This is a genomic window from Cohnella rhizosphaerae (genome assembly GCF_029525575.1).
Lineage (GTDB): Bacteria > Bacillota > Bacilli > Paenibacillales > Paenibacillaceae > Cohnella > Cohnella rhizosphaerae.
The window spans coordinates 352615-378649 of sequence record NZ_JAPDIA010000003.1 but is presented as its reverse complement, the minus strand read 5'-3'; the positions used below and the strand labels follow the sequence as shown (position 1 = coordinate 378649).

General features: G+C 61.5%; 20 protein-coding genes and 3 pseudogenes. 6 read left to right on the top strand and 17 right to left on the bottom strand.

The window, feature by feature from the left end; genetic code table 11:
- Positions 1-62: 62 nt before the first annotated feature.
- Entirely contained in the window at positions 63-596 is a 534-nt protein-coding gene (locus tag OMP40_RS07305) for a hypothetical protein (RefSeq protein ID WP_277530359.1), read from the top strand.
- Between the two features lie 261 nt (positions 597-857).
- Here the strand turns inward: OMP40_RS07305 and OMP40_RS07300 are convergent, their stop codons facing one another.
- The 9 genes and pseudogenes from OMP40_RS07300 to OMP40_RS07255 form a co-directional block, all read right to left on the bottom strand.
- A complete protein-coding gene (locus OMP40_RS07300; RefSeq protein ID WP_277530358.1) occupies positions 858-2468 on the bottom strand; it encodes an alpha-L-rhamnosidase-related protein in 1611 nt (536 codons plus the stop codon).
- Positions 2443-2748, bottom strand: coding sequence for a hypothetical protein (locus tag OMP40_RS07295; RefSeq protein ID WP_277530356.1), 306 nt, complete (start codon positions 2746-2748; stop codon positions 2443-2445). Before OMP40_RS07295 ends, OMP40_RS07300 begins: the two co-directional genes overlap by 26 nt.
- A gap of 172 nt (positions 2749-2920) precedes the next feature.
- On the bottom strand, positions 2921-3205 hold the full coding sequence (locus tag OMP40_RS07290; RefSeq protein ID WP_277530353.1) for a hypothetical protein: 285 nt from the start codon (positions 3203-3205) through the stop codon (positions 2921-2923).
- Positions 3206-3331: 126 nt separating this feature from the next.
- Entirely contained in the window at positions 3332-4267 is a 936-nt protein-coding gene (locus tag OMP40_RS07285; protein WP_277530352.1) for an AraC family transcriptional regulator, read from the bottom strand.
- A gap of 219 nt (positions 4268-4486) precedes the next feature.
- A complete protein-coding gene (locus tag OMP40_RS07280; protein ID WP_338131051.1) occupies positions 4487-5413 on the bottom strand; it encodes a zinc-dependent alcohol dehydrogenase in 927 nt (308 codons plus the stop codon).
- 76 nt (positions 5414-5489) lie between these two features.
- On the bottom strand, positions 5490-6689 hold the full coding sequence (locus tag OMP40_RS07275) for a helix-turn-helix transcriptional regulator (RefSeq protein WP_277530350.1): 1200 nt from the start codon (positions 6687-6689) through the stop codon (positions 5490-5492).
- 31 nt (positions 6690-6720) lie between these two features.
- A complete protein-coding gene (locus OMP40_RS07270; RefSeq protein WP_277530349.1) occupies positions 6721-7752 on the bottom strand; it encodes a hypothetical protein in 1032 nt (343 codons plus the stop codon).
- Between the two features lie 914 nt (positions 7753-8666).
- Positions 8667-9563 (bottom strand): annotated as a pseudogene (locus OMP40_RS07260) (ABC transporter permease); the annotation flags it as partial.
- 93 nt (positions 9564-9656) lie between these two features.
- Entirely contained in the window at positions 9657-11294 is a 1638-nt protein-coding gene (locus OMP40_RS07255) for an extracellular solute-binding protein (protein WP_277530347.1), read from the bottom strand.
- Between the two features lie 330 nt (positions 11295-11624).
- On the opposite strand from OMP40_RS07255, the gene OMP40_RS07250 reads away from it, so the two are divergent.
- Positions 11625-12947 (top strand): MFS transporter, encoded by a 1323-nt coding sequence (locus OMP40_RS07250; RefSeq protein ID WP_277530344.1) that lies wholly within the window; start codon positions 11625-11627, stop codon positions 12945-12947.
- 936 nt (positions 12948-13883) lie between these two features.
- Here OMP40_RS07250 and OMP40_RS07245 read toward each other — a convergent pair.
- Complete coding sequence (locus OMP40_RS07245; protein ID WP_277530342.1) at positions 13884-15473, bottom strand: ankyrin repeat domain-containing protein; 1590 nt, start codon at positions 15471-15473, stop codon at positions 13884-13886.
- 154 nt (positions 15474-15627) lie between these two features.
- Here OMP40_RS07245 and hprK point away from each other — a divergent pair.
- Positions 15628-16543, top strand: a pseudogene (gene hprK, locus OMP40_RS07240) (HPr(Ser) kinase/phosphatase).
- A 188-nt stretch (positions 16544-16731) separates the two neighbouring features.
- Here the strand turns inward: hprK and OMP40_RS07235 are convergent.
- The 6 genes and pseudogenes from OMP40_RS07235 to OMP40_RS07210 form a co-directional block, all read right to left on the bottom strand.
- Entirely contained in the window at positions 16732-17748 is a 1017-nt protein-coding gene (locus OMP40_RS07235; protein WP_277530340.1) for an NADase-type glycan-binding domain-containing protein, read from the bottom strand.
- A 428-nt stretch (positions 17749-18176) separates the two neighbouring features.
- The gene (locus OMP40_RS07230; RefSeq protein WP_277530338.1) at positions 18177-18701 is read right to left on the bottom strand and encodes an ABC transporter substrate-binding protein; all 525 of its coding nucleotides are present in this window, start codon (positions 18699-18701) and stop codon (positions 18177-18179) included.
- Complete coding sequence (locus tag OMP40_RS07225; RefSeq protein WP_277530335.1) at positions 18601-19965, bottom strand: helix-turn-helix domain-containing protein; 1365 nt, start codon at positions 19963-19965, stop codon at positions 18601-18603. Before OMP40_RS07225 ends, OMP40_RS07230 begins: the two co-directional genes overlap by 101 nt.
- Before the next feature lie 202 nt (positions 19966-20167).
- Positions 20168-20902, bottom strand: coding sequence for an acyl-CoA dehydrogenase (locus tag OMP40_RS07220; RefSeq protein WP_338131050.1), 735 nt, complete (start codon positions 20900-20902; stop codon positions 20168-20170).
- A gap of 199 nt (positions 20903-21101) precedes the next feature.
- Positions 21102-21341 (bottom strand): annotated as a pseudogene (locus tag OMP40_RS39805) (acyl-CoA dehydrogenase family protein); the annotation flags it as partial.
- A 128-nt stretch (positions 21342-21469) separates the two neighbouring features.
- The gene (locus OMP40_RS07210; RefSeq protein ID WP_277530331.1) at positions 21470-22267 is read right to left on the bottom strand and encodes an SDR family NAD(P)-dependent oxidoreductase; all 798 of its coding nucleotides are present in this window, start codon (positions 22265-22267) and stop codon (positions 21470-21472) included.
- 198 nt (positions 22268-22465) lie between these two features.
- Here OMP40_RS07210 and OMP40_RS07205 point away from each other — a divergent pair, with 198 nt between their 5' ends.
- Complete coding sequence (locus OMP40_RS07205) at positions 22466-23161, top strand: response regulator transcription factor (RefSeq protein WP_277530329.1); 696 nt, start codon at positions 22466-22468, stop codon at positions 23159-23161.
- A gap of 112 nt (positions 23162-23273) precedes the next feature.
- Here OMP40_RS07205 and OMP40_RS39800 read toward each other — a convergent pair whose 3' ends face one another.
- Positions 23274-23474, bottom strand: coding sequence for a hypothetical protein (locus OMP40_RS39800; RefSeq protein WP_338131049.1), 201 nt, complete (start codon positions 23472-23474; stop codon positions 23274-23276).
- A gap of 62 nt (positions 23475-23536) precedes the next feature.
- Between OMP40_RS39800 and OMP40_RS07200 the strand changes: the two genes are divergently transcribed.
- On the top strand, positions 23537-24661 hold the full coding sequence (locus OMP40_RS07200; protein WP_338131048.1) for a sensor histidine kinase: 1125 nt from the start codon (positions 23537-23539) through the stop codon (positions 24659-24661).
- A gap of 213 nt (positions 24662-24874) precedes the next feature.
- Entirely contained in the window at positions 24875-25999 is a 1125-nt protein-coding gene (locus OMP40_RS07195) for a TolB-like translocation protein (RefSeq protein WP_277530327.1), read from the top strand.
- Positions 26000-26035: the final 36 nt, after the last annotated feature.

Below are 26035 nucleotides of genomic sequence, written 5' to 3'. Positions count from 1 at the left end.
TCGCCTGAACCCGTAACCGCCTCTCGCCGTCTATATGGAAAACGCCTAGGAGGGGGAAGCGATTGGCTAGACTTGAATATAAGAAGGGCTGGAAGGGCTTGGGCGGCGCCGCTGCGATCCTGACGCTTCTATCCGCATGCTCGACGGCCGAGGCGCCCGGGCGAGATCCGGCGAGCGAGACGCCCGAAAATAAGACCGCCGGCATGACGCCGGTCGCCTCCATACCTGACAAGGACGTCTACCTATATGCGGACACGGCAAAAAACGCGATTCTCGCCGTCGGAGATAAGCGGCAGACGATGGACTGGAGGTACTCGACCGTCCGGGGCGTGATGCCGGCGCTGACGATCGCCGACTACGATCATGACGGCGACGACGAGCTGGCGGCCGTGCTGGAGCTGGGCTCGGGGACGGGCTTGCTCCTGGACGAGCTCCATGTCGTGGAGTTGACGGAAACGGACGGCGCAGGCGAGCGGCCATTTGCCGACCATGCGTTCCAGGAGGAGGATTACCTGGCACAGCTGGGGGGATGCGCTCTCGTTCGAGAAAACGGAACAGGCGGGCAAATGGCTCGGACGCATCGCGGCCGGGGATAAAAAGTATGAGGTTGATTTAAGCGCGTTCGTCGATGAGTATGGGGCCGAGGCGATCAAGGAGAAACTGGGCTACGGCGCTATCGTGTATTTCCAAGCGACGGAGGAGACGATAACCCTGAAGGCCGCGATCGGTCTCTCGATCGACGGTCGGGTAGAGCCCCAATACATTGGAGACATTACGGCGTCAGTCCGCTACGAGGCAGGGGGGTTCACGCTCGGCAATTTCGTCTTCGCAACTGAATCACGTTAATCAATCACCGCTTATTTAACGTCGGTATACTTCAGCACCAGGCGCTCCTGCACTTCGAGCAGCGTATTCGGCGCGGTCTCTTCGCCGTCCAGCACCATATGCCGGATCGCGCGCGCCCCTTCAAGCGACACGCGAATCGGACGATCGGCGCGCAGCTCGTATTCCCATTGTCCCGGCGCGATCCGTTTCCATTTAACATGGAGCATGCCCTTGTCCGCCAGCAGCGGCACGCTGCCGGAGGCATACGCAAGCGTGCCCGGCTGAAACCGCAGCCGGTAACGCCAAAGGTCCCCGCCCGGCTCCGGGATGAGGCCGAGCGAATACCGCGACAGCTGCCAGGTCGGCGAAGCGGACCACGCATGGCAGTGGCTCCAGCGGGTATCGAACACCTCGAGCAGCGTCGTGACGCCCTGGTCCAGCATCCACCCCCCAGCACGTCCGGTACTGCTCCAGCACAAAGTCTGCCTCCCCCCCGCCTCCCACAATGCCTGCAGGGAAAAGTGGGAGAAGCTCGGGGTGATGAGCCGCTCGTGATCGGCCGAAGGGTGCGCAAGCCGCGGCGCGTCGGGATCGTTCGGAAAGCAGCTCAGCATATGCCGTTTGATGAACGCGACGGCGCGTGTCTTCGTATCCTCGTTGAACAAACCGTATAGCAGGCCGAGGACGGTCGCGTGATAACCTGCCTGCCTCGTTTCCGGCGACGATAGCGCCTCGGCCGGCACCGATTTGGCCAGCAGCCCATCCGCCGACCGGTAGTGCTGCGCCACGATTCGGCCTATTTGTTCACGCTGTTCCCGGCGTTTCTTCGCATTATCGTGCAAGCCTCGTGCCTGCTCCCATGCCGCCATTTGCCCCAGCGTATTCAGCAGCGTCAGATTCAGACTGACGTTGATCTCGCCGGGCGCGACGGCGTGTCCCCAGTCGATGAAGTCCCAGGTGTCCGCGGAAGGAAGCGTGCCTCGCGGCGTCATGTGTGCGAAAAAGTAATCGATCGTGCGCGCTGCCGTCTCGTAGCATTCTTCCAGGAGGCTGTTGTCCCCGGTCAGCCTGGCGTAGCGGAAGCAGCCGTCGATCCAATAGAGCGCGTACGTCGTCAAGTAAGCCTCCTGTCCGGGACAAAGACCCGCCGCCAATCCGTCGTGCCTGCGGCGGTAGGATGCCTGCTGCAGCCCCCGGCGAACGAGCTCGAGATCCCCGAAGGTGACGCCAAGCACTTCCATGCCGATGACGGCGGCATCGCCGATCCATTGCCCACGCTCTCTCGTCGGCGTATCGATCAGCGCGTCCTCGGCGCAGGCGCGCAGCGTATCTGCGCCAAGCCGCCAGATGTCGTTCAGCCGCGCGTCGCTGCAGTGGAAGGTCGCGGCCGATTCGCCGTAGCGGGTGCGCTGCAGGCCTTCCGCTTGAAGCGAAATCACGTCGGTCGGGGCGGCTGCGATATGAACCTCGATGAAGCGGAAGCCGCGCGGCGCAAACGTGAGCAGCCGCTGCGGCCCGCCGGCGGCGATCCATCGGTCGACGTGACAGGACGTGCTGGCCGACAGCGGGATGACCGGGAATACCCGTCCGTCGGTGAGCGATTCGGCGTAGCCCGCTTCAACGATGGTCCCCCCGCGGCACATCGATCGCGATGCACGGGCGATACAAGCCGATCTTGCCGAGGTCGAACCGCACCCATACGCCGTCGTCCGGCAATTGCGGCTGCAAATCCCGGCTCACGAATCGCACCGGCGGATCGTCGTTCGCGTACCCGAATCGGTCGGCATACGTGCCGCGCGCGATCTCGGTTGCCGCCACCGGCAGCCGGAGGCAATCCCCGACCGTACTGGGACGGTAAGCGGCATCCCCGAGCGGATGCTCGATTTCGAGCGCCTCCAGCCACCCTTCCCCCGTCGAACGCACGGCGCAAATCCGGCAGCCGCCTGGTGTCGCAGCTTTCCATCCAGCCGAGCTGCCCGTTGACCCGACGGTCGATCGGCTCGAAAGCGTCCAGCTCCTTGCACCTCCACGCCAGCGGAATCTGCCCTTTTTTCCCGGTCGCCCGGCACTGCAGAAAGGGATGGATCCCCCCCCATCAAAATGCGCGTATGGACGCCGTAATCGTGCACGATGACGGACAGGATACGGCGTCCGGCGGGCATATTGAAGGCGTAAACGTCGTACTCCGGGTGCTCGGGGAAAACCGCGCCGGCCCCTCCGCGATTTCCTCCCCGTCTACATAAACGCGGTACAGGCTGCTGCCGAATACGTTCAGCTGCCAATCGTCCGCTTCCTCAAGCGCCAATGCCGTTTGGAAAAGGACATAGACGTTTTGCGCGCGAGAAGGCGATGGATGCCACAAACACGGTACGTTCTTCATGCAAGAAGCCTCCTTGTCGTTGCTTATGCCGATTGTATCAACCGGACGGAAGCACGCAGGAGGCCGCAGCTTTCATTTTAGGTGGACAAATAAATCATTTCAGTTATTGGGTTCGAGGAGAGACGGTTAATCCCGATGGAGGAAAACGCGACGGTATGGATTCGGGCTGACCCCTTCGTGCTTGCGGAAAAGCCGGCTGAAATACCGGCTGTCTTCATAGCCGCAAGCGTATGCGACTTCCTGTACCAGGAGATCCGTGCTAAGCAGCAGCTTGGCTCCCTTTTCCATCCTAAGCTTGGTGAAATATTCATGAGGCGTGAAGCCCGTCTGCTCCTTAAATAACCGGTGGAAATGCGGCGCGCTGAAAAACACCGTCTCCTGCCATTGATTTAAAATGTCATCGGTAACGGGGGTTTGCCCGACGGCATCGTGCATGCGCAAGATGTACTTCGTGATATCCGAGCGGTCTCGCGGCCTGCCCGTCTTCCGGTCGGTCAGCGGCGCGCAGACGACGTATCCGTCCTGAAGCTGCCGCGACAAGACGAACAGCAGCCGCAGGAACAGGGCCTGCAGCTCCAGCTTCCGCAGCGGCCCGTCTTGGCGGAACGCTTCGACGACCTGCTCGACGAGCGCGACGGTCTCCTCGCTCGCCCCGTCGATCCGCACCATATTCGGCAGCCATAGCGAGGCCAGCTTGGCCGCTTCACTCGGAAGCTCATCCCGGTAAATCGGCCCTTCCCGATCCCCGACAATGTGAAGGAGGCCATCTACCGCTTGCGGTTCCCAGTCGAAATGAATCGCCCGATGCGCATGCCCGAGCGACGCGTCGGGATCGTCCTTGAACGAGTGAAGGACCCCCGGCGGAATCATCAGCAGCGAACGCTCCCCGTACGGAAAAGCGCCCAGCTCCGTAAAAACGGTGCCCCGTCCGCGCTCGACGAGAATGATTTCGTGATCGAACAAATAACGCGAGGGCACCTTCATCGGAAACTCCGTATAGTGCGCGAAGCGGACATGTGGCCTGATCTCTCGGAACTGCGCCAGCTGCACGAAGGGGAGCATCGTCATTCTCCTGTCTGTCTCGAATGAGATGATTGTACCGTGTCTATCCGTAAAGGAACAGTGTCCGCGCGGACGCTGTGCACAAAGCAGCCGATTCGTTCCGTCTACCGAGCACCTAAAGTCTCTCGCGCGCCCCACCTTCCCTACCCGTACCGGATCAGCGTCCCGATCGTCCGCGTGCTCTTGTCCGCGTAGTTCGCGTATGCCTCGGCGGCCTGCTCAAGCGGGTAGACGTCCGTAATAAGCGGACGCACGGAGATTCGCCCCTCCGCCAGCAGGCGGATGTACGCCGCAAGATTCCGTCCCTCGGTCCATCGCACGTGGCCGAGCGGGTAGTCCCGGTTGTCCCGCTCGTACGACGGGTCGTACCGGCCGGGGCCGCCGGCGCGCGAGATGAGCACTTGCGCTTCCTTGGCGAACATGAGCCCGCGGCTGAAGCTCATCGTCAGGTCGCCGACGATGACGACCTTCCCCCCGGTCGCGGACCCACTCGAGCGCCTTATTGATGAGCGGCTCGCCCGGCCCGCTGGCGCACAGCAGCACCGCGTCCGCTCCGGCGCCGCCGGTCTCTTCCGGCAGCGCCGCCTCCAGCGCATCCGCCTCCGCGTACGCGCTCGCGCCTCCCAGCTGCCGCAGCCTATCGGCGCGCTCGGCGTTCAGATCGTAGCCGACCGCGCGGCAAGCGGCCGCATGGGCGATCTGGGCCACGAGATTGCCCAGGATGCCCAGCCCCACGACGACCGCGGACTCGCCGAACCGCAGGTCCGCGACCCGCAGCGCGTGGACCGCGATGGCGCCCAGGCCGCCGAAGGCCGCTTCCTCCGGCGCCACGCCTTCCGGCACGACGGCCGTCAGGTTGGTCGGCACCGCGAGCCATTCCGCGTGCCGCACGTACGGCACGCCGTAGCAGGCCACGCGCTCGCCGACGCGGCGGTCCGCCACGCCTTCGCCGACCGCTTCGACGATGCCGACGGCGCTGTAGCCGATGGCCGCGGCATCGTCGGAGGCCCGGCCGACGAAGCCCATCTCCGTGCCCGGGCTGATCGCGGAGTACTCGGTGCGGACCAGCACATGCCCAGGCGCCGGGTCCGGCCGCTCCAGCTCGATCACCTTGATGTTCCCGCTCTGCGTCACAATGGCGCGCATGGTTATCACTCCCGCTTAGAAAATCTGCCGATCGTTTTGATGTTCTCACAACCGCGCGCATGCAACTCACTCGCGCCTAGACGATTTGCTGATCGTTTTGCTTGCGATAATCGCTCGGCGACACGCCCATATACTTTTTGAACGTCGTCGTGAACGTCGACGCGTTCAAATACCCCGTCTTCTCCCCGATCTCGGCGATCGACAGGCTCGTGCTTCGGAGCAGATCCCGCGCGTGCGATAGCCTCACTTTGTTCAGATACTCCACGTAGTTCACGCCGAACGTCTTCTTGAAGTAGTTCGAGAAGTACTTGGGCGTCGTCTCCATGACCGCCGCGATCTGGTCCAGGTACAGATTCTCCATGTAGTGCAGCTCGATGTATTGCGAGATAAAGGCCGAGTTCAGCTTGTTCTTCGGCTCCGCTCGCCCATAAGCGGACAGGCGGCCCGCTACCGCGACCAACGCCTCCTCCAGCTCGCGATAGTCGAAGGTCTGCTCGGCGCGGCGGCAAAAGTCGGTCTCGATCGCGTACAGCTCCTCGCGCATATCCGCGGAGCCCCCAGCGTACCGGAGCATGTAGAAGAGCATCGACTTGGCGATATGAACGAGCTGGTGGCGGTGGACGTTGCGCGCCGCGTTCTCGCCCATCGTCTCCCGGATAATCTGGACGCTCTCCTGCAGCTTGCCGTTCAGCAAGTAATTCGAGAGCTTCTCGAGCTTCTCGAACGGAAAGTAGACGTTCCATACGTATTCGATCTCCTCGACGTCGAGCACGCTCGCCGCGTCTCCGACGCCCCGGTACAGCATGCCGTTCATGACGTCGCGGTAGCCGCGATTGGCATTTTTAATCTCCGCGGCATACGCCTCGCTCACGCAAGCCCACAGGTCGTAGCCGAGCAGCGCTTCCTTCTCGGCCACCGCGATGCAGCCGCGAAGCCGCTTGATCAGCCTCGCCCGCTCCTCCGGCTTCGACAAGCCGACGACGGCGATGAATTCCGCGCGCGACACATGGAAGACGCTGGCCTCCGCTCCTTCCCGCCGCAGTCCCGCCTCCAGCCGGTCCGCGATCGTCTCGACGGGCAGCGGCGCCTCTCCCGCATCCGGCCTCGGTCTTGCCTGGAACAGCACCATGACGAAGCAGTGCTCGCCGAACAACGCCGGATAGTAGGTTTGCAGCTGGATATCGTGCGCCTTGGCATGCGCGCTCTCGTCGAGCGCCTGCAGGAACACGCCCCTGCGCAGCTCCTTGTCGGCGAACGCCAGCTGATCCCGATACAATTCGTTGTCCGCCTGCAGCTTGACGATCCCGCTATAAATTTTCCGAAAGTCGTTGCCCTTGCTGTGCCCGCCCCCCGAGCAGCCGGAGGATCCGCTTGACCGGACGGTTCAGGTAGATGCTGAGGAAGACGGACAGCGCGACGGCGCATACGATCGCGGTGAGCATGATCGAATCGTTGGCCTGCGTCACCGGGTTGAGATTCTGGAACTGGTAGGGCACCTTGTCGATATAAATAAATCCGTTGTAGTCCGATTTGTAGAAGTTGTATTCGTAGTTCTCGCGCGTCAGCGAGGCCTCCCGGTCCGCGTTGAAGTAGACGTCGTTCAGCACGTCGACGAGTCCCCATTGCTTGTCCGTGCTGTAGATGATATTCCGGTCCTGATCCAGCAGGATGAGCGCCGCGCCGGGAATGACCGACTGCTGGTTCACGTGCTTGAGCAGCGCGGCCACGTCGATCATGACCATGACGTTTTTGCTGGACGTCGCGAGCTTGTTGCCGCCGAAGGCAATCATCAGATTGCGGGACCGCGGCTGCTGATTGACGTCCAGCACCTTGAAGCTGTCCGCCGGAAAAATCTTGAACGCGTGCTTGGTCGACGCATACGTTTTCCAGTAACTCGCGTTGTACGTGTCGTGCCGGTACTTGCCGTCGAAGAACCGCTCGAAGCCGCTCGTGCCTTCGGACGTGATCGCGAGGCGCGCGTCGTCGTAGAAGACGACGACCTCCTCGATATAGTCGACCGTAGAGATGAGCGTGGACAAATTTTTGACCAGCGTGTAGACCTTGGTCATGTCCAGGCTGTCGTCTTCCGCCGAGATCAGATTGTCCGAGGGCGGCAGGCTGTGAACGGAATGAATGATGTTGTCCACCGTCCGGAAGCTGTCGTCGAACGACTGGACGACCGACTTGAAGACCAGCGCGTTGTTCTGCGTGACCTTGGCGTAAATGCCGGATATGGAGTTGCGGTAGATGAGATAGGTGGATACGAACATAATCGCGATGACGAGCAGCAGGGAGAAAAAAATTTGCAGAACGCCGAGGTTCGTCACGATCCGCTTCATGTAGGCCATCATCCTTCGCGTCGCTGGTGTATCCGTTTATTCTACCATCAGCCTTTTTCCGCGCCCAGCATGACGCCCTTGGCAAAGTACTTTTGCGCGAACGGATAGATCAGCAGCACCGGGATCATCGCGAGGATGATCGTCGCGTTTTTCTTCGCCTGCGGCGCCAGCGCGGACGCGTCGACGAGCGAGGACGAGTTGCCCTCGTGGAAGATCAGCATGCCTCTCAGCACCACCTGCAGCGGATATTTCCACTGGTCGTTCAGATAGATCATCGGGAGGAAAAAGCTGTTCCAGTGGCCGATGAAAAAGAACAGGCCGACGGACGCGAGCGCGGGCTTGGAGAGCGGCAGCACGATGTTGAAGAGGATGCGGTACTCCGATGCCCCGTCGATCAGCGCCGCTTCGCGAATTTGCGCCGACATGTTTTCATAGAAGCTCTTCAGAATGATCAACTCGAACGTCCAGATCGCGTTGGGGATGACGAGCGCCCATACGGAGTCCAGCAGGCCAAGCTTCTGCACGATCAGGAAGTTCGGGATGATGCCCGGCTGCAGGAACATCGTCAGCACGATCGCGAGCATCCAGAACTTCCGTCCGACGAACTGCGGCTGGGACAGCGGATAAGCCGCCACCGACGTGAACAGCAGATTGATGAACGTGCCCAGAAACGTATAGCACACCGTATTCAGGTACGCTCTCGGAATTTTCGGATCGAACAGGACGTCCTTGTACGCCTCCAGGTTGAAGCCGTGCGGCCAGAGGAACACCTCGCCCTGCGTCACGCTCGCGGTATCGCTGACCGATACGGCCGTGATGTACAGCAGCGGATAAAGGGTGGAGACCGCGACGGCGATCAGGATCAGCGCGTTGACGACGCCGAATACCGTGAATCTGCGTTGTCCTACCATAGTCCCTTCCCCTCCCAGCCGCTTGCTGATCAGATTCGCGCCGAGCAGCATGACCATGGCGACCAATGCCTCGAACAGGCCCACTGCCGCGCCGTAGCTATAGTTCGACTCGAGCAGGCCCTTGCGGTACACGAAGGTCGAGAAGACGTCGGCGACGTCGTAGGTCATCGAATTGTACAGGAGCAGCACCTTCTCGTAGCCGACGCGGAACATCGATCCGGTCTTCAGGATGAACACGACGAGAATCGTCGGCAGGAGGCCCGGCAGCGTGACGTGCCACATCATGCGCAGCCGGCTCGCGCCGTCCACCCGCGCCGCTTCGTACAGCGTCGGATTGATCCCGGCGATCGCCGCCAGGAAGATGATCGCTTCGTAGCCCGTATTGGCCCAGATGTCCGAGAGTACGTAGATTGGGCGGAACCAGGCCGGGTCGATCAGGAAGTACTTGGATTCGAAGCCGAGCAGGTTCAACAGCTTGTTCACGATGCCGTTGTTCGGGGACAGAAAATCGATGATCATGCTGCTGATGATAACGACGGACAGGAAGGTCGGCAGGTAGCTGGCCGTCTGAACGAACTTCTTGAACCAGCGGACCCGAACCTCGTTCAGCAGAATCGCCAGCAGAATCGGGAACGGGAACGAGCATACAAGGGCGAAGAAGCCGAGCAAAAACGTGTTGCGGAGCAGCAGGAAGAAGTCCGGGCCGGAAAAGAAGCGCTCGAAATGCTTGAGGCCGACCCAGGGACTGTCCAGAATGCCCGTGTACACGCTGTAATCCTTGAAGGCGATGATCAAGCCGTATAGCGGGCCGTATCGGAAAAGGGCGTAGAAGACGATGCACGGAATAAAGAGGATGAGCAGTTGTCTGTCGCGCGCGATTTTGCGGAGCAACGTTCGCATGAGGTTCCCTCCTGTCGGCGAAGGACGGGCGCGGGAAGATCGTCCCGCGCGCCGTCTCCCGCGATGCCGGGTGTGACGCAGCCTGATTCGGCGTTATTTGGCGCTGTCGAAGCGCTGCTGCGCGTCGTTGAAAATCTTGGCGAGCTTGGCCGCGCCCAGCTTGTCGGCGTTGGTCTTCCACGCTTCCCACTCGGCGTCGCCGTATTTCTTGTCGAGCACGTAGCGGGTGTTGAACTCCTCGGCCGCCTTCTGCAGCGAAGTCTGAAGCTCGGCGATCGTCGCGGTCTCGTCGTCGGTGAAGTTCAGGACGGGGTCCAGCGGCTCGAACTTGTCGCCGTTCGTGATCTTGTCCTGCGCCTCCTGCTCCTTCTCCGTGTAGTTGAAGTACACGCTCCGGTGGTCCGGCCGCAAGTACGCGCCTTCAAGCCACATGCCGTATTTATTCTCCAGCACCTTGATGTCGACGGCCGGCTCATTGGCCAGCTCCGGATACACCGGCTTGCCGTTCGCGTCGAAGTTGAACGTCTGGCCTTCTACGCCTAGCGTCATTAGCGCCGCGCCGGACGGGCTGGTCAGATAGTCGAGCAGCTTGAGCGACGCTTCCTTGTTCGCGTTGTTCGCGACCGTGATCGACCAGCCCGCTTCGATCTTCGGCAGCGACCGGACGTGGCCGGTCGGCCCGACGGGATTGCCGTAGCGCAGATCGTACGCGGGGTTCGCGTCCTTGACCTGGTTGTAGAAGAGGTCGAGACGTCCGATCCAGTCGAAGGTGACGAACGACTTGCCGGACGTCATCTTGGACGTCCAGGAGTCCTGCGTATCGGTGATGAATTCGGGGTCGAGCAGCTTTTCGTTGTACAGCTTTTTCATGAAGTCCAGCATGTCCTTGCTCTCCGGCTGCGTGGAGGCAAACTTCCACGTCTTCGCCGCCTCGTCGTAATAGACCGGATAGTTCGCGCCGCCGATGCCCCAGCCGTACGCGAAGTCTTTGAAGATGTTGACGGTGCTTTTGGACGCGTACGGATATGAATCCGGGTAGAGCTCCTTCAGCTTTTTCAGCGCCTGGTAGAAGCCCTCCGTGTCGGTCCACTCCGGAATGCCGTTTTTCTCGAAAATATCCTTGCGGTACAGGAAGCCGTGGTTGACCGCCCGGTTCATATCGTAGATCGGCCAGGTATAGATCTTGCCGCTCTCGTCGCCGTAGGACTTGACGACCCAGTCGTTCTCCTCCATATATAGCTTCTTGAAGTTCGGCAGCATGTCGGCATAGTCGTTGATCGGGACGACCGCGCCCTGCTTGCCCAGCTTCTTGAGCTCGGCCGCCGTCAGGCCATGGAAGATATCGGGCAGCTTGCCGGAAGCGACGGTCACCTTCAGCTTGTCTTGGTAGGTAGAGGATGCGTAGGTCTGAAAATTAACGGTGATGCCCGTGCGCTTCTCGATCTCCTTGACGATCATCTTGTCGTTCACCGGCGAATCGCCGACCAGCATCCAGTTGATCGTCGTCGGCTTGTCGACGAGCGGGAGCTTGAGCCCGCCTGTATCCCCGTAGTCGGCGGAGGCGCTTGCCGCGCTGCTTGCCGAAGCGCCCGCAGCCGGCGAGCTTGCAGCTTGAGCGCTTGCCGTGGGAGAACCCGACGCCCCGTTGTTTCCGTTGTTGCCGCCGCAGGCGGCCAGCGCCGCGACCGTCAGCGCCAGAACGACGCCGCCGCTTAATTGTTTCATGACCATTTTCTTTCCTCCCCCGAGATCGGTATGTGAGGCTGTCTTGCAATCCCATCCTACGAGACGGTCTCCGAGCTCGTAAATTCAGCGTTTTGACGGAGGTAGATATTTTCCGGAAGGAATTGCTTGGAAAGCGCTTAACACCAGTCCTGGCAAGGGTTTAGGCCGTGTGGAAAATGCTAAAGCGATAGAAAACCGTAAACAATCGGACGAATATCCCGACGCGCGCGCTTTTTATATCGGCTCAAAAAACCGCCTGACGGCCGATGCCGATTCATAGTATGATTTCATATACGCATATACAAAGCAACGGACGACTCACCTTCGGAGGCTCGAATGAAAGAAATACAAGTCTACACGCAAGCAGAACGGCGCGCCATCCACAAGCGGACGCTCGTCATCGTCGTGATCGCGCAGCTGTTCGGCGGCGCGGGGCTCGCGTCGGGCATCACCGTCGGCGCCTTGCTGGCGCAGGACATGACCGGCTCGGACGGGCTCGCCGGGCTGTCGACGACGCTGTTCACGCTGGGCTCGGCGCTGTCGGCCTTCGCGGTCGGGCGCCTCACGCAGCGGCTGGGCCGGCGGGCCGGACTGACGGCCGGCTTCTTCGCTGGCGCGATCGGCGCGCTGGGCGTCGTCGCGGCGGCGGTCTGGGACAGCCTGCCGCTGCTGCTCCTCGGGATGCTGGTGTACGGCGCGGGCACCTCCACCAACCTGCAGGCGCGCTACGCCGGCACGGACCTGGCCGAGCCGCATCGGCGGGCCCGCGCGGTCAGCATCGCGATGCTCACGACGACGTTCGGCGCCGTCGCAGGCCCGAACCTGGTGTCGCCGATGGGCAGGCTCGCGGCCGATTGGGGCGCGCCCGCGCTCGCCGGGCCCTTCATGCTCGCGTCGGCGGCGTTCGCGCTCGCGGGCCTCGTGTTCGCGATCCTGCTGCGGCCGGATCCTTTTCTCGTCGCCAAGGCGAGCGCCGAGGCGACGACAGCCGCGGGCGAAGGAGGCGGAGACGTCGCTGGCGAAAGCCGCGGAGGCGAGCAAGGCGGAGCCGCCGATGCCGCCGCCACCGAGCGCGCCGGCAACCGGGGCATCGTCGTCGGCGCAGCCGTCATGCTGATCACCCAGATCGTCATGACGGCGGTCATGACGATGACGCCGCTCCATATGAAGCACCACGGGCACAGCCTCGACATGGTGGGCTTGACGATCGGCGCGCATATCGCCGCGATGTTCCTCCCCTCGCTCGTGACCGGCATGCTCGTCGACAAGATCGGGCGCATCGCGATGTCCTGCGCCGGGGCGGCGACGCTGCTATGCGCCGCGCTCGTCACAGCGTTCGCGCCGGGCGACTCGTCGGCCTGGATGATCTTCGGCCTGGTGCTGCTCGGCCTCGGCTGGAACTTCGGTCTCATCAGCGGCACGGCCGTCATCGTCGACGCGACGACTCTCCGCACGCGCGCCAAAACGCAGGGCACCGTCGACGTGCTCATCTCACTCGCCGGCGCGGCCGGCGGCGCCTTGTCCGGCGCGGTCGTCGCCCTGTCGAGCTTCGCGGCGCTCTCCCTCTCGGGCGGCGCGTTGGCCCTGCTGCTGCTCCCCGTGATGCTCTGGTATCGCAGGGGCGGCTCCCGCGCTGCGGGGCGTTCGTTGGGGGCTTAGCGCTATCTCGCCGACAAGCGTTAAAAAACCGCCGGGGCGTCCCGGCGGTCGCCTTATTGCACTCTAACTCCATGCATACTTCGACAGCCGGTTGCCTCTTCGCCCGCCAACTGTTGATCTACGTGCATACTTGGGATGGTTACTCCTCGTTGACCCGCCAACTGTTGATTTACATGCATACTTGGGTTGGTTACTCCTCGCTGACCCGCCAACTGTTGATCTACGTGCATACTTGGATGGTTACTCCTCGCTGACCAGCCAACTGTTGATCTACGTGCATACTTGAGACGGTTACTCCTCGCTGACCCGCCAACTGTTGATCTACGTGCATACTTGGGATGGTTACTCCTCGCTGACCCGCCAACTGTTGATCTACGTGCATACTTGGGATGGTTACTCCTCGTTGACCCGCCAACTGTTGATTTACATGCATACTTGGGTTGGTTACTCCTCGCTGACCCGCCAACTGTTGATCTACGTGCATACTTGGGATGGTTACTCCTCGCTGACCCGCCAACTGTTGATCTACGTGCATACTTGGGATGGTTACTCCTCTCTGACCCGTCAACTGTTTATCTACGCGCATACTTAGAGCTCCGACGGCCTTTGGGTTTGTGCATTCGCGCATCGCTGACGGACTGAGAAACCCTTATTTTTGTTCAAATCGCGATTGGCGGCCTGCTCGGGGACCCAGGCGCCTCTATTTCGGGTTTGCCGGCCTTTTTTTAGCCGTGATCCGGATGAATAACGGCCCTCCAGTCCGAAACCATCGCTATTTTACTGGTTTTTAAGAAATAACGTCTCTTGGGTCCGATATCCCTTGCCTGACTTGCCTTCAGCGGCTGCCGGCCGCTTTGATTTGAACGCTCAGATTAACTGCTTTTCAAGCCGCGGCGGTCTATTTTGCTGTCGATTTGCTTGCAGCGCCTTTTCGGTTTAAGCGCCCTCCGTTACCGGAACGAGAATCTCATAACCCGACCGGCCCTCCTCGATCTCGACCGCCGCCGCCGTCGCGGAAGGCTTCAGCTCTTCTCCCATCCTTACGACATCCACGAAGAACTTGCCCGGCGGCAGATAGAGCTCGAAGACGCCCGCTGCCGGCTCGAATATGTATACATGGTCCGAATCGGCCTCCTTCACATACAGCGCGCCGGTCCAATGCGCCGGATCCGCCGTGAGCAGACGTACCTTGGCGTTAAGCTTGGGCAGCTGCAAGATCGTTGGCCCGGATGTTCCGCTTTGAATATCGATCGTCGGCTGCCGGTGCAGCACCCACCCTTTTCCGTACTTGGCTACAAACTCCGGCTGATAGCTTCCCGCCTCGACGTATGCCTGTTTCGAAAAATACACGTTGACCGACAACGGCTCGCTTCCCGTCTGCGCGCCGGCTCCGGCGGTCGGCTTCAACTGCGCGTTGCCCTCCTCGAGCTCCGTTCCTTCGGCCGTTCGGAAGGCGAGCGGCGCCAGCGTCTGACCGGCATCGCGAACAAGCCACCGCTCCACGCCGCGAGAACGGGCGACGTCCCTGGGCGTAGCGCCGAGACTCGACCGCCGGTCGGGGTCTCCGCCATACCGCAGCAGTTCCTGAACGACTTCGTAGCTGCCCGCCCCCGCGGCATGATAGAGGGCATCCGTCGTCACCTTCGCTCCGTGCGCCAGAAGCAGCCGGATCGTCTCGTAGGATGGCGCGGCCGTCACTTCCGATCCGTCGGGCCGGATGGTAGTGCTTTTCATACTGGCCTGCTCTAATAAAGTGGCGTGCGTATAGACGTCCCATAAATCCGGGTTCAGTCCGCGCTTCAGGAGCACCTCGAGCGTTGCCGTCGCTTGCGCGTCGCTCGGATGCAGCAGCGGCCATACAAGCGCCGGCTTGTAGGTGCCTCCGCGCGCCAGCAGCAGCTCCGCGGCCGACGGCCTGTGGTCGAGAATGGCGTAATCCATCGCCGTCCAATCCGCATACCCCTTCACCTTCGCGTTGACGTCAACGCCCCTGTCGAGCAGCTTCTGCAGCTGCGCTACGTTCCCTTGCCGGGCCGCGCTATGAAGAATAGCCGCGAGCTTGTTCTGCTTCTGCTCGCTGTAGCTGAACGTCAGCTTCCGGGTACCCTCGTCGTAACGCCAGGCATCATAGTCAAGCAAGCCTGCCGCGAGCTGCATCGGGATATAGAGCGTGCCCTTGACGATGATAGGAGCGGACGGAAGCTTCGCCGCATTTCCGTCGATGAAGCCCTTGAGCGAACCGACGGTGCCGGAAATGCGGTGGCTCCCCAGTTCTGCGGAGATCGTGTTGCTCTGGAGCTGAAAGCGCGCTCCTACGCCTTGGAAGAAGGCGCGGGCCGGAACCATGACGACCTGGGAAAGCCGGACCGTTTGAATCTGAAGCGTCAATTGTTGCTTGGCGATGGGAACCACGGCTGCCGAGGCGAACGCTGCCGGCGGGCGCGGAGCGGATATCGGAAACGAGGCGATCAGCAGCGCCGCGGCTGCGGATATGGCAAATCGGCTGACACGGGAGACGGCGGGCATTTTTTAAGCTCCTTCGGCTGGATTCTTTTTCCTTTCTAACATGCTCCAGGCATTCTGTCTATCTTCCCCGCGCATTTCGCAGGAATAAGCCTTTCCGACGGGGAATACATCGGGTAGAGTATGATATACGACGCATTCAAAGGAGGTTGGCCGCGTGAAGTCCATCGCCGTACACAGTCTCGCGGATTCATTCAAGCTTGAGGTGCTGGCGGGCGCCGACCGCCTGGACCGGCAGATCACGCGCTCGCGGGCGCATCGTCCCGGCCTGGAGTTCGTCGGCTACTTCGAATTCTTTCCGATGGAGCGCGTGCAGGTGCTCGGCCGCAAGGAGATTACGTATTTGCTGCAGCTCAGCGTCGAAGAGCGCTTGCTTCATATCGGCAACATCGTCAAGTATCACCCGCCCTGCTTCATCGTGACCGCGGGCCAGCAGGAGCTTCCTTATTTGAAAAAGTTTTGCGACGAAGAAGGCATCCCCCCTGCTGCGGACGAACGAACCGACGACCGAGTTCATCGCGAAGCTGGACGGCTATCTGGTCAAGGCGCTCGCGCCCGAGCAGTCCATCCACGGCGTCTGCGTGAACGTATCGGGCATCGGCGTCCTGCTGCGGGGCAAGTCCGGCATCGGCAAAAGCGAGACGGCGCACACGCTCATCCGCAGAGGCCACCGGCTCGTGGCGGACGACGTCGTCGTGCTCAAGAAGCTCGGCCCGTCGCTGCTGCTCGCCTCGCACAACGAGACGACGCGCGAGTTCCTCGCGCTGCGCAGCGTCGGTCTGATCAACGTCGTGCGGCAGTACGGCCGCCGGGCGTTCCAGGACGAGACCCGCGTCGTGCTCGACATCGAGCTCGCGACCTGGCGGGACGGCGAGCTCAGCAACGCGCTGGAGCTGGAGCCGAAGTTCTCCGATTACCTGGGCGTGCAGATCCCCTACATCGAGATCCAGCTGCAGCCCGGACGCGACGTCGCCGGCCTCATCGAGGCCGCCGCGAACAACTGGTACCTCAAGCAGCTGGGCTACAGCGCCGCGGAGGAGTTCATGCAGCGGATCCATAACAGCATCCAGTGAGACATTCCCCATGTGAAAAAGGCCTGCCTTACGCTATAGAAGCGATAGGCAGGCTTTTCGCATGAAGCGCGGCACGATGCGATCAGATTAAAAAAAACCGAATCTCGGACACGCACGTATCCGCGTACTTGGTCCCGGGCGTCACGTCGAGAATGACGAATTTGACGCTGGACGCTTTCACCTTTTCATCAAAAAAAGATGTTGAGCTTCTTGGTTAGATCGAGCAGTAGGACCGTGCCATCGGAGAAGACCAGCTTGGCCTTCTTCACGCTGCCGTTATCCAGATACGAGGCGACCGATTTGCCATAGCCCGGCGCGATCGCGACGCCGCTCAACTCCGTCTTCTCAGCGAATGAGAGCTTCACGCTCTGGCCGACGCCCAGCCCCTTCACGCCTTCGCACCAGCAAGTCGCAGGGTCTTTGTCAATGAGATTGGATGCCTCATAGGAAGCTGTCTTGGAGCCTGGCAGCGTGCTTGAAGCGGTTGCCTTGGCGACCTTAACAGAGGCTCCGTATTCCCAATCCGATTTCACCATTTCTGCCTGCCGTTTGTGCAAATTGACCTTGTATTCGACACGGTAGTTATCTCGTATGATAAACCAAACATAATAAATCCAGTTTTTATTGCCCTCGTTATCGCCGTCGGGCATCACCACTTCGACCTGCGCAGAGGGCTTGCACTTGCAGGCTGCCGTCGCGATCGCGATCGCCTCGCCGGACGAGAAATTTCTCTCGCCGTACGGATCGCGTATCAACGTTCTAGTCGCTTTGAATGACTTAGTCAGTTCGGCCGGCAGCGTATTCAGCACGAGCGTGATCCTGCCGGCGCCGAATGCGACTGATCCAGTGCCTTTATGGGCGTGTATGCCTTTGGCGTCCGCATCCACATATGAATACGTCCACTTTACCGCCCGGTCATCCGCAGCCGTAATCGGCGCGGTCGATTCAAACGTGTATGTCTCGCCCGAAAACCACGCCTCGTAGGCGATCCCAACAGTGCCGTCATCTGAGTTGACGCGAATCTGCAGCGTACCGTCGGTGTCTTCGTCTTCCACAAAAGCCTTGTCGACCCATCCGCCCTCATAGGCGGACAGACGGTATGCTCCTTGCGATCCCTCTGCCCTGCTATCGGCGGGATAAGCCAGCATCGTCCAAGCCAGTACCGCTATTCCCAGCAGCGCCAATGCTTTTCGCCATGTCATCATATTGAAAGACTCTCTTTCCTTTTTGATTTGGAGAGAGATACTTTCGCCGCAATGCTTATTAAATCCTTCATGTTGGCGACGAAGAAGAGCACCGCCTCACGCAAACGTCACGCATAGCGCCCTCACCGTATAGCGGCCTGGGCCATGCAAGCATGCGGCCGCGACTGTCCGGCACGGCGCATGCCGGCTCGGGGCGCTCGACGGCAGCTTCCTGAAGCTTTCCGCATCACCATCCCCGGTTCGACATCGACGAGCGCGCCCTGCTGCACGCCGGCAAGCTGTTCCTGGCGTTGGCATTGGCAGAACGGCCGATCGCCTGACGGCATGACGCAGCACCGGGGACGCATACGAACAGGAAGTTGCCCCGATCGGGGCAGCCTGGTATGTCAAAGCCGGCAAACTGGCTTAGGCCAATGCCGGCTTCCCTTCTACTGCAGCTTGTTCATCTGTGCGATCAGTTCGTCGACGGCTTCGTCGACGCGATACGGACCGTAATTCCACTTTTGCCGGCTGACGTTGATGATGCGATTATTTTTGACGGCGGGCAGCGTGCTGTACAAGGGATCCTTAAACAGTTCCGTCAGCTCCGCCATCTCGTCGTCGGTCATCTGCGTAAAATAGTAATCCGCAGGATTTGCAATAAAGGCTTCTAACGAGAGCGCAGTCCCGCCATCCGCATATTGCTTTAACTGATCGGGCATCCGGAAGCCATAATCCTGGTAGATTAATTTGCCGAGCGTGCCCCCTTCTCCTCCGATCAGCATCTCCTTGTCATAATAAACGAAAGTGAGCGCCGTCGTACCAGGTTCGATCCGCACGTCGATCTGGTCCCGGATGCGCTGAAGCTTCTTTTCAAACTCGGAGATCCACGCTTCCGCCTCCGTCTTGCGGTTCATAATATCGCCCATCGTGCGCAGCGTATGGATGACATCGGGGTCCCCGCCCCAGGCCACAGCGATCGTAGGCGCGATCTTGGCATAGTTCTCGTATTTGGCTTGCGTCGTAATAGTCGGGTACGATGATCAGATCCGGATCAAGCGCCGCAATGGCCTCTTCCTTGCCCAGACCCTCTCCGATATTCTTGACGCCCGCCATCTCTTCGGGATACTGCTTCAACGTGGCATCGTCCGCGCCAGCAGGCTTCATACCCAATGGAAGCAGATAACCTCCGTAGGTAACGACGACCACATGCTCCGGATTAACGGGGATCTCCGTTTCTCGCTTCAGCGCATCTTTGTAAATCCGCGTTTGCTCCGACGATTCCGCTGCCGCCGTCGCCTTCGCGGATGCAGGCTGCGAGCTTTGGGCCGACTCTCCGTTCCCCGCGCCATTGCCGCCGCATGCGGCAAGCAGCAGCGATATGCCGAACAACAGGCTAGCCGCCATGGACGGCTTGTTGCTGACCTTCACTTCGTTCACGCTCCGTATCGATGATGGGTGATAACAATTATCATTATCATCAACACTATAATCGGCGTCAGCCGCCTGAGCAATGAACGATTCGGGCGCAACTTTGGGACGAATTGAACCTGTCGTGCCGAGCACCTGCATTTTGAATTGAACCGGCGTCATGCCCAGCTGCTTTTTAAACTGCTTGTTAAAATAATACATATCCGCGTATCCGACGCGATCGGCGATGTCCCGGATGCTCATGCTCGTCTCGGCCAGCAGCTCCTTGGCACGGCTCATGCGCATCCGCGCGAGGTAACCCAACGGACTTGTACCGTACTTGCGTCTGAATACTCTGGAGAGATAGTGGGCGCTGTAGTGAAACGCCCGGACAAGCTCGTCCATCGAAGCAAGTTCGCGATAATGAACGCGCAGGTAGTCTGCGATCAGCTCCGCCAGGTCTGGCCGATGCGCCTCCTTGGCAAGCCGCAGTTGACGGAATTGCTCGTAGACGAATTGATAAAACAATCCGGTCGCGAGCACCCGCTCCAATTCGCCGCCCTCCGTCCACGAACGGTGCAACTGCTCGGCGAGCTGCCGAAGCTGCCAGGGCTCGGGGCATCTATAGTCGTACTTGGAGGTTATTGAAGCCGTCGCGCCCGCGCGCCCTTTGGCCGCATGCCCCTCTTCCGCTTTGAAAAACGGCTTGTACAGGACCAAATAATACGCATAGGACTCGCTTAGACATTGAATCTGCAGGCTATCTCCTTTGCAGCCGTGCAGCAGTTGATCTTGCAGGTGAACGACCTGCCTGCTGGCCAGCAGCAACTGCGCTTTCCCCCGGCGGCAAGCATGAATGCATGCGCGGGCAAGCGGTAAGGCGCGAACGCCTCTCCCCGCCTCAACGTCGCGAGACGAATATCAAGCAGCTTGACCGGCATGTTTGCCCAATCGCCGATCGTTTCGGATTCTGTCATGTGGACGCACCCCGACACGCATTCGCATATTTCCCATTATTATCGTGCAATTCTCACGCCTGCCCCGTCTCCCGCAGCGCCTGCTGATGATACATGCGCAGCACCGAGTCCTCCATCGGCGGATTGGACAGTCCGAAGCGGATGTCGCGGAAAAGCCGCTGCAGCGGATGCGTCTGGGCCAGCCCGTGCGCGCCGGCGATGCGAAGCGCCTTGTCGGCGACCGATAGCGCCGTGCGGATCGCGAACACCTTGACCGCGCCCAGCTCGGCGATGCCCGCGCCCTCGTCGGCGACGGGATGCTCCCACTTCGCGGCGACGCTGTACATGAAGTGCCGCGCAGCCGCCAGCTCGACGTCGATCTCTCCGATTAGCGCGCCGATATGCGGCAAATGAATGATCGGCCGGTCGAGCGTATTGGGCTGGTACGAAGCGGCGAAGGCGAGCGCCTCTTCGCGCGCTGCGCGCGCGGCCCCGAGATAACAGGCCGGCACGTGGAGCAGTTGCGGATTAGCCTGATTGACGCGTTTGCCTGCCGGCGCGCGGTAAACGAGCGCCTCGGCCGGCAGGACGACGTCGTCCAGCACGAGGTCGTGGCTGCCCGTGCCGCGCATGCCCATCATGTTCCAGACCGGGTCGACGGAGACGCCCGGCGCGTCCATCGGGATCAGGAAGTCGGCCGGCCCTTCCGTATCCCCTTCGATCAGGGTCGTGTTGACGACGACCAGGTCCAGCACCGGGGCGAGCGACGTGAACGTCTTGCGCCCCCCGTACGACGTACCCGTCCCCATGCGGCTCTGCCGTTGTCTGCATTTTGCCGCCTCGCGTCGGGCTGCCCGTCCCTTTTTCCGTCGCCGCGCGATTCATGAGCTTGCCTGCCGCAACCGCCCGCAGGAACAGCGCCAGCCTGTCCTCGCTCCACGTCTTCTTCGCCGCCAGATCGGCCACCGTGCCCATATGCCAGCCGATCGCGAGCGCCAGCGCCGGGTCGCCCATCGCGATCCGCTCCTGATAGAGGACGAGCTCGTAGACCGACATGCCCGCGCCGCCGTACGCCTCCGGCACCGCCCAGGTCGTATAGCCCGATGCGCGAAGCTTCTCCGCGGATTCGAAGGCGAAACCGCCCGCCTCGTCGACGGCCTGGGCCAGCGGCTTGAACGTGTCCGCCAGCTCTCCGACTAGCGCGAGGCGATCCCGCTCGGCCGCCGTCCTCGCAAAGGTGTCCGTCATCGTCGATTCCTCCCCTTCGTCTCTGTCTGCATGTTGCTTATGAGCCTAGCATGTTCCGGGAGGCGGATCAAGCGGCGAAGCTTACGAAGAAAAGGCCCGCCCTGTGGGCAGGCCGGATAACGCCGCAACTAATCCAGCAGAAAGCCGCCGGACAAATTGGCGACCGTGCCTGTCATCGAGGCGGCGCCATCGGATGCCAGGAACAAGGCGGTTTCCGCGATTTCTTTTAAGGTCGGAAGTTTATGCAGCAGCGTGCTCCCGGCAGCCCCTTCAAGCATCTGGTCTAACGCGATCCCGGCCATCGCCGCGTTTTCCTGGAATAAGCCCTTGCTGTGAGAGTCCATCGCTATCGCTTCGGGTATCATATGAGATCGGATGCAGACGCTTCGTATGCCGTCCTTCGCCAGTTCTCCCGCCAGATTCCGGGATATGGCTTCGACGCCCGCGCAAGCGACGCTATGTCCGATGAATCCCGGTCCTGCCATCCGGGACGCCGGGGTGGTCACATGCAGGATAACGCCGGAGCGAGCCCTTTTCATATGACGCGCAACCGCTTGGGAGATCAGAAACGTAGATCGAATATAGGCAGTGACTGGCACCTCGAATTCCTCAAGCGAAAGGTCCGCCAAAGGCTTGAACTGGTTGTGCGCGATACCGATTGCGTTCAGGGCAAGATGAATGCCGCCGGCCTCTCTCGCTACCCGGTCGGCATGGTCCCGGACCGCTTGTCCGTCAAGCGCATCCACAACGGCCGTGTCCGCCGTCCCTCCCGAATTTCGGATATCCGCTGCGACCTGCTCCATTTTGTTCGCGCTGCGGCTTGCTAGAAATACCCTGGCTCCTTGTTGCGCGAATAACCGGGCAACCGCGCCTCCGATCGCGCCCCCTCCTCCATAAATAATTGCGTTTTTCTCCGCCAGTTTCATAGGATCAGCTCCATTTCTTCGTATTCCTTTCACAATAACATCTCATTTATATAAGGATTTCTTACCGATTGCTGCATTTAAAGCCTGCGTATCGTCCTTCCGGGTGTTTTCCCGATCCGCACCTATTTGCATGTCCCGCCCGTTTAGGGGTATGAATGTTTATAGAGAAATTCGATCGGGAAGGGCGGGCGGACCGGCATGGTGCGTGTATTGGTGGTAGACGACGAGGCGAGCATATCGGAGGCGATTGCCTACGCGCTTGGACGCGAGGGATACGAGGTCGAGACGGCGGCGGACGGCGTGGAAGCGCTGGAAAAGGTGGCGGCCCGGAGGCCGGACGTGATGGTGCTGGACGTGATGATGCCGCGCATGAGCGGGTACGACGTCTGCCGCAAGCTGGACGGCAGGGATCGTCCGGCGATTCTGCTGCTTACCGTCAAAAACGATATCGTGGACAAGGTGCTCGGACTCGAGCTGGGAGCGGACGACTACATGACCAAGCCGTTCGACATCCGCGAGCTGCTCGCGCGCGTGAAGGCGCTCGCCCGGCGCATGCAGGATCATGCGCCGCCGGGGGCGCCCGCATCCGATGGGGAGACGGTCCGTCTTGGCGCGCTCGCGATCGACGCGCTGTCGCGGACGGCGCGCGTGGACGGGCAGGCGCTCGAGCTGACGCCCAAGGAGTTCGATCTGCTCGCGCTGCTGGCGGCCAACCCGGAGCGGGTGTACACCCGGGAGGCGCTGCTTGAATTGGTGTGGGACATGGACTTCGCGGGAGGAACGCGGACGGTGGACATTCACGTCCAGCGGCTGCGGCGCAAGCTCGGCGACGCGCAGAGCCTCATCCAGACGGTGTTCGGCGTCGGCTACAAGAGCGCCAGGCCGTCCGAATGAGCCGGGGCATGCGCTTCGGCCTGCAGGGCAAGCAGTCGCTGATGCTCGCGCTGCTGCTGGCCGCCGTCGTCGCCGCGCTGAGCATCCAGGTGTTGTCGGGCATTCGGGAAGATCAGAAGGAACGGCTCGAGCGGACCTTCGCGCGGCAGGCCGAGGCGGCGAACTTGCGCGTGCGCGAGGCGTTCCTGACCGGCGAGCGCATCGAGGCGAAGCCTTTTATGGAGAAAAACGGACAGCGGCTCGCCATCGATCTCGGCGAACTGAGCGGCCTGCCGGTGACGCTGTACGATACGGACGGCACGCTGGCCGGCACGTCGCTACCGATCCAGCCGCGAACCGACGCGTCTGACGCGCTCGCCTATACCGCGAGGGGGGATGTCCGCTTATATTACGGAAGGCGACGCGCTCTTATACCTGGCCCCGCTGTACAATGCCGATCAACTGCTCGGCACGGTTCAGTTCCACGCTTCGCTGGCCGAGCAGAACGCTTTCTACGAGCGAATCCGCGATCTTTTCCTGTACGCGGGACTCGCGGTGCTCGCGGGCGGCTTTCTGGCCGGCTACCTCTTCGTCCGCCGTCAGGTGAGCGTCATTCGCAGGCTCAACCGCGCCGCCCAGCAGATCGGACGCGGCGACTATTTGACCCGCCCTCCCGTGCGCCGCAGGGACGAGCTGGGCGAGCTGGCCGAAGGCATCTACGACATGAGCGGCAGCATCTCGTCTTCCGTGGAGCAGCTTCAAGAAGAGAAGCGCAAGCTCATGGAGGCGATCGCGCGGCTGACCGAGCTCGAGCGCCAGCAGAAGCAGTTCATCGGCAACATTAGCCACGAGCTGAAGACGCCGCTCACTTCGATCCGCGCTTACGCGGATCTGCTGGAGATGTACGCGGACGACCCGGCGCTGCTCGGCAGAGCGAGGGAACGCATCGGCACGGAGGCCGCACGGCTGTACGAACTGGTCGAAAAGGCGCTGCAGCTGTCCGCGATGGACGTGTACGACTTCGAAACGAAGGCAGCGCAAGTCGAGCTCGCTCCGCTGCTGGCCGAAGCCGCGGAACGCATCCGGGTCAAGGCCGACGCGGCCGACATCCGCGTCGAACTGGCGCTTCGGGAAGGCACCGTCTGGGCCGATCCCGACAATCTGATGCATATCGTGCTGAACCTGCTCGACAATGCGGTGAAGTACAACGTGCCGGGCGGGAAAGTAACGTTGAGCAACCGGATGGCGGAGAGACCCGGCGCCGTCTCGCGCATGCTGGTCGAGGTCGCGGACACCGGCAGAGGCATTCCGCCCGAGGCGCAGCCGCGCATCTTCGACCCGTTCTATACGGTCAGCGGGGACCGCTCCCGCGCCACCGGCGGCACCGGGCTCGGGCTGTCGCTCGTCCGCAGCCTCGCGGAGAAGCAGGGCGGCGCCGTTCGGCTCGCCGAATCCGGCGCCTCAGGCTCCCGATTCATACTCGAGCTGCCGATCCCGACGACGCCTTCGGGCGAGTCGTAAACGGCGCTCCGCAATGTTTACAACTTCGATACAAGCCGGATATGGCTTCGATATATCGCGATTCTATACTGATCTCAGGACAGGGACGACGGACGCAGGGCAGCGCGGTAGAGCGCCTCGCTGCAACTGCTCCCTGGCGAGAGATCCACATCAGTCAGGAGGACCTGTTCATGCCGAACAAAAAAAGGAGAGATCGCCGTTAAGCTGACGCTCTTGCTAGCGCTCGCCTGCGAACTGACGGCCTGCAGCGCCAAGCGCGGCGAGCCTGTCCCGGTCGCCTCCGGCGCGGAGGCCGGCCAAACGGACGGCTCGGCCGCCCAGCGTCCGGACGGCGGCAAGCGCAAGCTGACCGTGGTGAAAGAGACCGACGCGCCGACGCGCGCCGAAGTCGCGATCGACCGCATCCACCGGCTCGAAGGCGCGTCCATCGACGCCTGGCTATCGGACGACGTCGTGCGGATCACCACGACGAAGCGCTTGTCGCCGGGCACGGCGACCGAAGAAGCGAAGTTCAGCTACGCCGCCGAGACCGTCGACCTGACGAACGACGCGCGCAGCGCCGACAAGCAGGCCGATGCCGCCGGTCCCGCGCCGGCGCTGGTCAAGGAGAAGCTGTCGCCTGATGGCAAGTTCGCCTTCGTGCAGCAGTGGAAGGACAACTACACCGCCCGCAACTTCATGAAAAATACGGAGACCGGCGAGATGACCGAGATCAAGGCTTCCAATTATCTCGAGTCGGGCGGCTGGCTGGACGCGGACAAGTACGTACTGGCGGCAGGCGCCATGCAAGGACGCGGCGACGTGCTCGTCATCCGTACCGACGGCACGGTGTCGAAGATGGAGATCGACGACCCGCAGGCGGAGCTGTTCACGAAGCTCTCCGCCTCGCGCGGCAACGTCTACTACACGGACGCCCTGCAAAATCTGAAGAAAGTGGTCTATGGGGCCGACCCCAAACCGACGCTGCTCGCCTCCGGGGTATCGGACTACGAGCTCGCGCCTGACGGCGCCCGGATCGCCGTATCGACGGCGGGAGGCGCGGACGGCGCGAAGCTGCTCCTGTACGACGCCGACGGCCGCACGCAGAGCACGGCGGCGATCGGCAAAGGCGACCTCGTTCCGTATATGAGCTGGTCCGCGGATGCCTCCAAGCTGGCCTTCGCCGTATACGCGGAAGACCGCAGCGGCATGAACGGCGTCTACGTGTTCGACACTGCCTCGGGTACCGTGGTGCCCGTCGTCCCGAACGCATTCCCCCCAGTACCCGCTCAACTGGAATCCCTCCGGCACGCGGCTCGGCGTCACGGCGGAGGGGAAGGAAGGCTTGCCCGTTACTGAGATCATCGATTTTAAAACCCAAACCAAACCCAACCC